Here is a 9,240-nt window from a genome sequence, read left to right as displayed (position 1 = left end):
GTGGTTAGCGGAGCTCGACGAGGAGTTCGAGCTCTACCGGGGAGTCCAGGGGGAGGACGGCGACGCCGACGGCGCTGCGCGCGTGCACCCCGGCGGCCCCGAAGATTTCACCCAGGATTTCACTCGCCCCGTTGACGACCTGAGGCTGTCCGGTGAAGGACGGGTCGCTCGCGACGTAGCCGGTGACCTTCACAATTCGTTCGATCTTGTCAAGATCGCCGATCAGGGCACCAATTGCGGCCAAGGCATTCAGCGCAGAAACTTGCGCGAATCCTGCAGCGTCGGCCGGGTCAACAAGGCCCGCACCGAGGCCGACCTTGCCCGTCGTCGGCAATGCGCCATCGACGAACGGGAGCTGGCCCGAGGTGTAGACGAACTTGCCGGACTGCACCGCCGGGACGTACACCGCCACCGGCGCGGCAACCGAAGGCAGCGTCAGCCCGAGCTCTGCGAGGCGCGCGTCGACGGCGCCCATCAGGCGTTCTTCGGGCGCTTGAGGTACGCCACGAGCCCGGCGTCGGGCCCTTGGACGACCTGCACGAGCTCCCAGCCGTCCTCGCCCCACTGGTCGAGGATCGCCTTGGTCGCGTGGATGATGAGCGGAATGGTTGCGTACTCCCAGGTTGTGGCCATGGGGCGCAGCCTAATGGGGCGGGTCTAGTGGGCAGGCTCCGGCGGTTCGCCGTTCACCACGAGCAGCTCGTGCCACGACTCGACCTCGGGGCGGCGGCGCAGCAGGGCCCGGCGTTCCCGCTCGGTCATGCCGCCCCACACCCCGAACTCGACCCGGTTGTCGAGCGCATCGGACAGGCACTCGAGTCGCACCTTGCAGCCAAGGCACACCCCCCGAGCCGACCGTTGCGCCGCCCCCTGCACGAACAACTCATCGGGTGCGAGATTCACGCACGCACCGCGAGCCGTCCAGTTCATGTCTTCCAGCAATGCCCGCACAACTGCCCCCTGATGCCCGTGTACCGCAAAGAATGGTCGATCTGCTGGTCCGGGCGCTACACCCGGTCCAGACCGGTCACTCGAACAGGCTAACCCCGGTCCTGGTCAGCAAGGTCTCAGTCCGGTAACGCCGCGCCCCGCGGAGTCCACGCGGCCGGTCCGACCCCTCACGTAGGCTGAGGAGTATGGCTCCTCCTGTCCCTGCTCCCGGTCGCCAGGTCAACCTGGTCCAGGCACTCGCCCTCCTCCTCGCCTTCTTGCTCATCGCCGGTATCGGCGGGGTGCTGTCCGCCGGTCTCCTGCTGCCCGCCGTCGCCGGCGTGAGCGTGACGGCGGACTCGGCGTCGAAGGTCTTCCACGACCTGCCGACGGCGCTCAAGGAGCAGCCACTCTCCCAGAAGTCCACGGTGCTCGCCAACGACGGCAAGACCGTGCTGGCGACGTTCTACCTGGAGAACCGGATCGTCGTGCCGCTCGACAAGATCGCACCGATCATGCAGAAGGCGGTCGTGGCGACCGAGGACAAGCGCTTCTACTCCCACGGCGGGATCGACCCGGCCGGCATGGCACGCGCAGCGGCGAAGAACGCGCTCACGTCCGACCTCCAGGGCGCCTCGACGCTCACCCAGCAGTACGTGAAGAACGTGCTTATCGAGGCCGCCTCCCGGGCGAACAACGACCAGGGGATCGCGGCGGCGCGCGAGTCGAGCGGAAACGCCGGCATCAGCCGCAAGCTCCGGGAGGCCAAGCTCGCCATCGCGCTCGAGCAGAAGTACTCCAAGGACGAGATCCTCAACCGGTACCTGAACATCGCGCAGTTCGGCGCCTCGGTGTACGGCGTCGAGGCAGCGGCGCAGTTCTACTTCACCAAGCACGCCAGTCAGCTGAACTACCTCGAGGCCGCGACGCTCGCCGGAGTGACGCAGAGCCCGACGCGGTGGGACCCGGTCGTGAACCCCAAGAACTCCCAGCACCGGCGGAACATCGTCCTGGGGCTGATGAAGAACCAGGGCGTGATCACCCAGAAGGAGTACGACTTCGGGATCAAGGCGAAGGTCGCCCCGAAGGCCCAGGGCGGTTACCTCAACATCCAGCGGACCGGCCTCGGCTGCATGGCCGCGAACAAGGTCGCCAACTCCGGCTATTTCTGCGACTACGTCACCAAGGTGATCACGAACGACAAGGCCTTCGGCAAGACGGCGGCGGATCGCCAGCAGCTGCTGTACCGCGGCGGGCTGACCATCACCACCACACTCGATCCGAAGAAGCAGCAGATCGCCGACGACCAGGTCAAGGTGGGCGTCCCGGTGAACGACCCGTCCGGGCTCGCCTCCGCGATCTCGGTGGTCGAGCCGGGCACCGGCAAGATCCTCGCGATGGCCCAGAACCGGATCTTCTCCAAGCTCAAGACCGCCGGTCCGCGGGAGACCGCGATCAACTACAACACCGACTACGCCTATGGCGGCTCGAAGGGCTTCCAGCCGGGCTCGACCTTCAAGCCGTTCACCCTGCTGGAATGGCTCAAGGAGGGGCACAGCCTCAACGAGGTCCTCAATGCACCGGCTCGCGTCTTCCATCTCAGCGAGTTCAACGCCCCGTGCACGAACATCGGCGGGGGGACGTGGAACGTCCACAACGCGGAGGGCCCCGGAGGGGTCATGACCGTGCAGGACGCGACGAAGAACTCGGTCAACTCCGGCTACGTCACGATGGCGACCAAGCTCAACCTCTGCGCGATCTTCGAGGGCGCGAAGGCGCTCGGCATTCACCAGGCGAACGGGCAGGACTACGGGATCAGACCCGCGAACGTCATCGGCAGCGACGCGGTCGCACCGCTCGCGATGGCCAACGCGTTTGCCGCGTTCGCCTCCGGCGGCAAGTACTGCGATCCGACCGCGATCCTCAAGGTCGTCGACACCAACGGCAAGTCATTGTCGGTTCCGAAGAGCAACTGCCGTCAGGCGATCGACCCGACCATCGCGGCCCAGATGAACGAGGGCCTGAGTCACGTCTACGAAGGCACCGGAAAGTCCCTCGTCGGGCTGGACCGGCCCTCGGCCGGCAAGACCGGTACGACGTCGGAAAACGAGCACACCTGGTTCGTGGGCTACACGCCCCAGCTCGCCACGGCCGTGTGGGTGGGGCACTCGGAAGGCTTCACTCCGATGAAGGACCTGTACGTCGCCGGCAAGTGGGTCCACCGGGCCTTCGGCGCGACCATCGCGGGGCCCATCTGGAAGCAGTTCATGCTCCAGGCGAGCGCGGGCATGCCGGTCCTCGGGTTCACCCCCGCCAGCGGGGCGGTGCTCGCCGGATCGACGGTCTCGATCCCGGACGTCGTCGGCCGGGCCCCGGCGGACGCGCGCGCGGTCCTCGCCGCGGCCGGCTTCAACGTGACCACCTCGGGCTCCCCGACCGCGTCCACCACCGCGGCCGGCACGGTCGCCTCGGTCTCGCCGCCGGCCGGCACTCGGGTCGCGGTGGGCACGGTCGTGACGCTCACCATCTCCTCCGGTCCGGCGGCGAACACCCCGCCGGCTGCCAAGACGCCCGTCGCCCCCCAGCCAAGCAAGGGCACCCGCAAGGGGAAGAACGGCTGAGCGCCCACATGGCGCCGCGCCTGCTGACCGCTGCGGGAACGCTCGCCGCCGCGGGCGCCGCAGCGCTCGCGTGGGCGAGCCTCGTGGAGGTCAACTGGTATGCCCTGCGTGAGGTCACCATCCCCGTGCTCCCGCCCGGCCAGGCCCCGTTGCGGGTCCTGCACGTCTCGGACCTGCATCTCGTGCCGAACCAGCAGCGCAAAATCGACTGGGTGCGCGACCTCGCGACGTTGCGCCCTGACCTCGTCGTGGACACCGGCGACAACATGGCCCACCTGGACGCCCTGCCGGCCCTCCTGCACGCCCTCGAGCCCCTCCTGGACACCCCGGGTGCGTTCGTCATGGGCTCGAACGACTACTTCGCACCCATGGCCAAGAACCCCGCCCGTTATTTGACCTCCGACGCCCGCTTCCGTGACGTCCCGCGCCCGCGCGCCCTGCCGGCCGACAAGCTCGCCGCCGAGCTGGTCAGGGCAGGCTGGCGGGACCTGGACAACCGGCGCGACACCGTCACCGCGGCCGGGCGCACGCTCGCGCTGGTCGGGGTCGACGACCCGCACCTCGAGCGCGACGAGTTCCCGGTGCCCGACGGCGCGTCGTCGGGAATCGACCTGCGCGTGGGGGTGACGCACGCGCCGTACACGCGGATCCTCGACGAGATGCAGGCCGACGGCGCCGAGCTGATCCTGGCGGGCCACACCCACGGCGGGCAGCTCGCGGTGCCGTTCTACGGCGCACTGGTCACGAACTGCGACCTGGACACCGGCCGCGCCAAGGGGCTGCACGGCTGGCCCGGTCCGCGGCCCGACGAGGAGGGCGGGGACAGCTCGACGTGGCTGCATGTCTCCGCCGGGCTCGGGACGTCGCCGTACGCGCCCGTGCGGTTCGCGTGCCGGCCGGAAGCGACGCTGATCACACTCGTGGGCAGCTGAGCCTCTCGTTTCGCTCCTTGAGCCTCATGTCGGCTATGCTGACGAGGCTTCATCGGGGTGTGGCGCAGCTTGGTAGCGCGCTTCGTTCGGGACGAAGAGGTCGTGGGTTCGAATCCCGCCACCCCGACGAGTGAGAGGCCCCTGACCAGCGGAAACGCTCGGTTGGGGGCCTTTGTCATGCCCATCGCCCGGCCCCGGGTCGACCTGGAAGCGCCCGCCGCCCGCGAGCACCGGGACGAGCAGACCGCGGGTCTGGCCCACGCGGTCGACCACGTTCGAGAGCACGTCGATGACCGTCGCGGCGATCCGCGCCCGCGCGGCCGGGTCGATGATGGATGCCTCGAGCAGCGAGTCCATCTCGCGGATCGGCACGGAGCGCGCCGCACGCGGGTCATCGTTGTGGAACACGAGCTCGGACACGCTCTTCGGCTGCGCGAACGGCGAGGCGCCGTCGCGAAAGCCACCGAGCTCTGCAGGGAAGGCCGACGGCTCGAGCCCGAGGGAAATGTAGACCGGGCTCGGATTCAGGGTGCGGGACTCGTCGAGCGTCTGCGACACATGGAAGAGGTGCGACTGCTTTGGCCTCGCGGGATCGACCTTGACCAAACCGTCGACGGGTGGCTGGATGTTGTCAGTCATGACACCTCCCGATGCCGCACGCTGCGTGACCTGAATCACGGTACTGATCCCGAACGGGCACAGCGCGCTGAGCGAACGGGTCGTGGTTCCAGTCCGGCCGCGCTCGAATCCCCGGCACGGCAGTAGGCTCCCAAGGCATGCCGATCCCTGACTTCGTCGTCCAGCTCCGCTCACAGGTGGGCACCGACCTGCTCTGGATGCCCGGGGTGAGCGCCGTCGTCGTGCAGGAGGACGGCCGGCTGCTGCTCGGGCGGCGTTCGGACAACGGGCTGTGGTCCGTCATCAGCGGCATCCTGGAGCCGGGCGAGCAGCCCGCGCACGCGATCGTGCGGGAGATCCTCGAGGAGACCGGGATCGAGGCCTGCGTGGACGCGCTCGTGGCCGTCGCCTCGCAGCCGGAGCCCATCGTGTACGGCAACGGCGACCGCGCGCAGTACCTGGACCTGATGTTCCTGTGCCGGGCCGTGGGCGGCGAGGCGCACGTCGCCGACGACGAGTCGATCGACGTCGGCTGGTTCCCCGCCGACGACCTGCCCGAGCCGATCTCCGACGTGGATCGTGCGCGGATCGCGCAGGCCATGGCCTACCGCGCCGACCCGACCCGCGGCACCTGGTTCGACCGCCCCTGAGGCGCGGCCGACTCAGCGCGCCGAACCGGCCGGGCAGCCTGCCGGGTCAGCCGGCTGCGCGCGCGCCGGCCAGCTTGTCCACCAGCAGCTCCGCGATCTGCACCGCGTTCAGCGCGGCGCCCTTGCGCAGGTTGTCGTTGCTCAGGAAAAGCGCGAGCCCGCGCCCGTCCGGAACCCCGGGATCCTGGCGCAGCCGCCCGACGTAGCTCGGGTCGTTGCCGGCCGCGAGCTGCGGGTTCGGCACGTCCGTCAGCTCGACGCCCGGCGCGCCCGTGAGCACCTCGCGCGCCCGCTCGACCGAGAGCGGCCGGGCGAACTCGGCGTTGATCGACAGCGAGTGCCCGGTGAACACCGGCACGCGCACGCAGGTGCCCGAGACGAGCAACGCCGGCAGCCCGAGGATCTTGCGGCTCTCGTTGCGGAGCTTCTGCTCCTCGTCGGTCTCGAACGACCCGTCGTCGACGAGGTTCCCGGCGACCGGGACCACGTTGAACGCGATCGGGCGCACGTACTTCACGGGCTCGGGGAAGGTGACCCCGGCGCCGTCGTGCACCAGGGAGATCAGGTCCTGCCCGACGACGGCGCGCACCTGGCTCGCGAGCTCCTCGGCGCCCGCGAGGCCGCTGCCGGAGACCGCCTGGTAGGTGCTCACGATGAGGCGCTGGAGGCCGGCCTCGTCGTGCAGCACCTTGAGCACCGGCATCGCGGCGAGGGTGGTGCAGTTCGGGTTGGCGATGATGCCCTTGCGCGCGTCGTCGACGGCGGTCGGGTTGACCTCGGGCACCACGAGCGGGACGTCGGGGTCCATCCGCCAGGCGGAGGAGTTGTCGATCACGACGACGCCCGCCGCGGCGAACCGCGGGGCCTGCGCCTTGGACGTCGCGCCGCCCGCGGAGAACAGTGCGATGTCCAGCCCGGTCGGGTCGGCCGTCTCGGCGTTCTCGACCACGACGTCGGCGCCCTTCCAGGGCAGCGTCGTGCCGGCGGAGCGCGCCGAGGCGAAGAACCGGATCTCGGCGACGGGGAAGTCGCGCGCCTCGAGCATCGCGCGCATCACCGCCCCGACCTGCCCGGTCGCGCCGACGACGCCGACCCGCAGGCCCTTGTTGTTCTCGATCACCGCGTTCACCGTCCGGTCCCGCCGTACACGACGGCCTCGGTCTCTGAAGTGTCCAAGCCGAACGCAGAGTGCACCGCGCGCACCGCCGCGTCCAGGTGGTCCGCGCGCGTGACGACGGAGATCCGGATCTCGGAGGTCGAGATCATCTCGATGTTCACCCCGGCGGTGCTCAGTGCCGAGAAGAACTTGGCCGAGACGCCCGGGTGCGAGCGCATGCCTGCCCCGATGAGGGAGATCTTGCCGATCGTGTCGTCGTACTGGAGCGTCGCGAAGCCGATCTCGTCCTGCGCCTCGGTGAGCGCCGCGTTGGCCGTGCGGCCGTCCGTCGCAGGGAGCGTGAACGAGATGTCCGTGAGGCCCGTCGAGGCGGCCGACACGTTCTGCACGATCATGTCGATGTTGACGCCGGAGCCGGCGACGACCTCGAAGATCTTCGCGGCCTTGCCGGGTACGTCCGGCACGCCGACGACCGTGACCTTGGCCTCGCTGCGGTCGTGCGCGACGCCGGAGATGATCGGCTCTTCCATGGTTCCGCCTTCCTCGATCTCGTCCGTGACAAGTGTTCCCTCGCGGCCGGAGAACGACGAGCGCACGTGCACCGGGACCCCGTACCGCCGCGCGTACTCGACGCACCGCAGCCCGAGCACCTTCGCGCCGCTCGCCGCCATCTCCATCATCTCTTCGTAGCTGATCCGGTCGATCCGCCGCGCGTTCGGCACGATGCGCGGGTCCGCCGTGAAGATGCCGTCGACGTCGGTGTAGATCTCGCAGATGTCCGCGGAGAGCGCGGCCGCGAGGGCAACCGCCGTCGTGTCCGAGCCGCCGCGACCCAGGGTCGTGACGTCGTTAGTGAACTGCGTGACGCCCTGGAACCCCGCGACGATCGCGACCGAGCCGCCGTCGAGCGTGGACCGGATGCGGCTCGGGGTGACGTCGATGATCCGGGCCTTGCCGTGCGTGGTGTCGGTGATGACGCCCGCCTGCTGGCCGGTGAACGAGTGCGCCTCGATGCCGAGGTCCGCGATCGCCATCGCGAGCAGCGACATCGAGATGCGCTCGCCGGCGGTCAGCAGGATGTCCATCTCACGCGATGGCGGCAGGTCGGTCATCTTGCCGGCGAGGTCGATCAGGTCGTCCGTCGTGTCGCCCATGGCCGACACGACGACGACGACCTCGTTGCCCGCGCGCTTCGTCTCGGCGATCCGCTTCGCGACGCGCTTGAGGCTGTCAGCGTCGGCGACGGACGATCCGCCGTACTTCTGCACGATCAGTGCCACGGTACGAGCTCCGATTCCAGTGGACGTTCGGGGGGCCGATTCTAGAACGCTCCACGATCTGGACCCCAGGACTCTCACATCCCGAGAACCCCGATCCGCCGAGAGTGGAGTAACGGCCCTGGGAAAGCGCTTTCAGAGGGCGGTTACTCCACTCTCGGCGGAGTCAGGTGAGCAGGTCGTAGGCGAGTCGGGCGATGAGGGCGGTCACGATGACGATGAAGACGATGCGCACGAAGCGGCTGCCGTGGGCGACCGCCATCCGGGCACCGAGGTACGCGCCGGCGACGTTCGCGACCCCGACGACTAGCCCGAGCTTCCACAGCGGCGCGCCCTGCAGCGCGAAGACGACCAGTGCGCCCAGGTTGGTCGCGGCGTTGACGATCTTGGCCTTCGCGGACGCCTCGAGGAACGCGTACCCGAGGACCGCGACCAGCGCGATCACCAGGAACGTCCCGGTGCCAGGCCCGAGCAGCCCGTCGTAGAAGCCGATCGCCGCACCGAGCCAGACCGCGGCGCCCACGTGCCGCCGACCGGTCCAGCGCAGGTCCGTCGCCTGGCCGACGTTCGGGCGGGCGATCGTGTAGATCGCGACGAGCACGAGCGCGACGAGGATCACCGGCTTGAACACCCCCGGCGGCAGCAGGCTCGCCAGGGCCGCCCCGCCACCCGCGCCGGCCAGCGCCGCGAGCGCCATGGGCAGGGCGGTCCGCAGGTCGGGCCGCACGCGTCGGTAGAAGGTGACCGCGCTGACCGACGTGCCCATGAATCCGGCGAGCTTGTTCGTCGCGAGCGCCTGGACCGGGCTCATCCCGGGGACCAGCAGCAGCGCGGGCAGCTGGATCAGCCCTCCCCCGCCGACCACGGCGTCCACCCACCCGGCGAGGAAGCCCGCGAGCACCAGGAGCAAGACCGTCTGGGTGGTGAGCTCCACGCCGGCGTACGTCATCCGGCGTCCGGCGTCGTCGGCCACGGGGCTGGGGCGGGAACAACCGCAGGAGCAGGCACGACGCCGATTATCTCCCGCCTGCGCGCGCGCTCCCCCTATCGGTGGTCGCGTCGGCGGCGCCCGCTCCCCTAGGTTCTAGCCATGTC

General features: G+C 69.7%; 10 protein-coding genes and 1 tRNA gene. 5 read left to right on the top strand and 6 right to left on the bottom strand.

Annotation, left to right across the window (positions count from 1 at the left end):
* Positions 1–4: 4 nt before the first annotated feature.
* From VIM26_RS02260 to VIM26_RS02250, 3 genes are read right to left on the bottom strand one after another with little or no spacing between them, the layout of a single operon-like run.
* A complete protein-coding gene (locus tag VIM26_RS02260; protein ID WP_331948693.1) occupies positions 5–475 on the bottom strand; it encodes a RidA family protein in 471 nt (156 codons plus the stop codon).
* The gene (locus tag VIM26_RS02255; RefSeq protein ID WP_331948692.1) at positions 475–633 is read right to left on the bottom strand and encodes a hypothetical protein; all 159 of its coding nucleotides are present in this window, start codon (positions 631–633) and stop codon (positions 475–477) included. Before VIM26_RS02255 ends, VIM26_RS02260 begins: the two co-directional genes overlap by 1 nt.
* A 24-nt stretch (positions 634–657) precedes the next feature.
* The gene (locus VIM26_RS02250) at positions 658–930 is read right to left on the bottom strand and encodes a WhiB family transcriptional regulator (RefSeq protein ID WP_331948691.1); all 273 of its coding nucleotides are present in this window, start codon (positions 928–930) and stop codon (positions 658–660) included.
* Positions 931–1,136: 206 nt separating this feature from the next.
* On the opposite strand from VIM26_RS02250, the gene VIM26_RS02245 reads away from it, so the two are divergent.
* The 5 genes from VIM26_RS02245 (at position 1,137) to VIM26_RS02225 (ending at position 5,751) form a co-directional block, all read left to right on the top strand.
* Complete coding sequence (locus VIM26_RS02245) at positions 1,137–3,551, top strand: transglycosylase domain-containing protein (protein WP_331948690.1); 2,415 nt, start codon at positions 1,137–1,139, stop codon at positions 3,549–3,551.
* Positions 3,552–3,559: 8 nt separating this feature from the next.
* The gene (locus VIM26_RS02240; protein ID WP_331948689.1) at positions 3,560–4,483 is read left to right on the top strand and encodes a metallophosphoesterase; all 924 of its coding nucleotides are present in this window, start codon (positions 3,560–3,562) and stop codon (positions 4,481–4,483) included.
* 53 nt (positions 4,484–4,536) lie between these two features.
* Positions 4,537–4,610: transfer RNA gene (locus tag VIM26_RS02235), tRNA-Pro, on the top strand.
* A 162-nt stretch (positions 4,611–4,772) separates the two neighbouring features.
* Complete coding sequence (locus VIM26_RS02230) at positions 4,773–4,994, top strand: hypothetical protein (RefSeq protein ID WP_331948688.1); 222 nt, start codon at positions 4,773–4,775, stop codon at positions 4,992–4,994.
* A 265-nt stretch (positions 4,995–5,259) separates the two neighbouring features.
* Entirely contained in the window at positions 5,260–5,751 is a 492-nt protein-coding gene (locus VIM26_RS02225; RefSeq protein ID WP_331948687.1) for an NUDIX domain-containing protein, read from the top strand.
* Between the two features lie 46 nt (positions 5,752–5,797).
* Here VIM26_RS02225 and VIM26_RS02220 read toward each other — a convergent pair whose 3' ends face one another.
* The 3 genes from VIM26_RS02220 to VIM26_RS02210 all read right to left on the bottom strand — a co-directional run bounded on the left by VIM26_RS02220 (position 5,798) and on the right by VIM26_RS02210 (position 9,094).
* Positions 5,798–6,871, bottom strand: a complete 1,074-nt coding sequence (locus VIM26_RS02220; RefSeq protein ID WP_331948685.1) for an aspartate-semialdehyde dehydrogenase — start codon at positions 6,869–6,871, stop codon at positions 5,798–5,800.
* Positions 6,872–6,876: 5 nt separating this feature from the next.
* Positions 6,877–8,148, bottom strand: a complete 1,272-nt coding sequence (locus tag VIM26_RS02215; protein WP_331948684.1) for an aspartate kinase — start codon at positions 8,146–8,148, stop codon at positions 6,877–6,879.
* 163 nt (positions 8,149–8,311) lie between these two features.
* Complete coding sequence (locus VIM26_RS02210) at positions 8,312–9,094, bottom strand: TSUP family transporter (protein WP_331948694.1); 783 nt, start codon at positions 9,092–9,094, stop codon at positions 8,312–8,314.
* Between the last annotated feature and the right edge of the window lie 146 nt (positions 9,095–9,240).

This window comes from Pengzhenrongella sp. (genome assembly GCF_036565025.1).
Classification (GTDB): Bacteria; Actinomycetota; Actinomycetes; order Actinomycetales; family Cellulomonadaceae; genus Pengzhenrongella.
The sequence above is the reverse complement of the archived record's forward strand: the minus strand, read 5'-3'. Positions and strand labels throughout refer to the sequence as shown.

Coding starts and splice junctions, on each gene's coding strand:
- VIM26_RS02250 (WP_331948691.1), bottom strand. CDS start 930: ATGAACTGGACGGCTCGCGGTGCGTGCGTGAATCTCGCACCCGATGAG.
- VIM26_RS02230 (WP_331948688.1), top strand. CDS start 4,773: ATGACCGTCGCGGCGATCCGCGCCCGCGCGGCCGGGTCGATGATGGAT.
- VIM26_RS02240 (WP_331948689.1), top strand. CDS start 3,560: ATGGCGCCGCGCCTGCTGACCGCTGCGGGAACGCTCGCCGCCGCGGGC.
- VIM26_RS02225 (WP_331948687.1), top strand. CDS start 5,260: ATGCCGATCCCTGACTTCGTCGTCCAGCTCCGCTCACAGGTGGGCACC.
- VIM26_RS02260 (WP_331948693.1), bottom strand. CDS start 475: ATGGGCGCCGTCGACGCGCGCCTCGCAGAGCTCGGGCTGACGCTGCCT.
- VIM26_RS02210 (WP_331948694.1), bottom strand. CDS start 9,094: ATGACGTACGCCGGCGTGGAGCTCACCACCCAGACGGTCTTGCTCCTG.
- VIM26_RS02245 (WP_331948690.1), top strand. CDS start 1,137: ATGGCTCCTCCTGTCCCTGCTCCCGGTCGCCAGGTCAACCTGGTCCAG.
- VIM26_RS02255 (WP_331948692.1), bottom strand. CDS start 633: ATGGCCACAACCTGGGAGTACGCAACCATTCCGCTCATCATCCACGCG.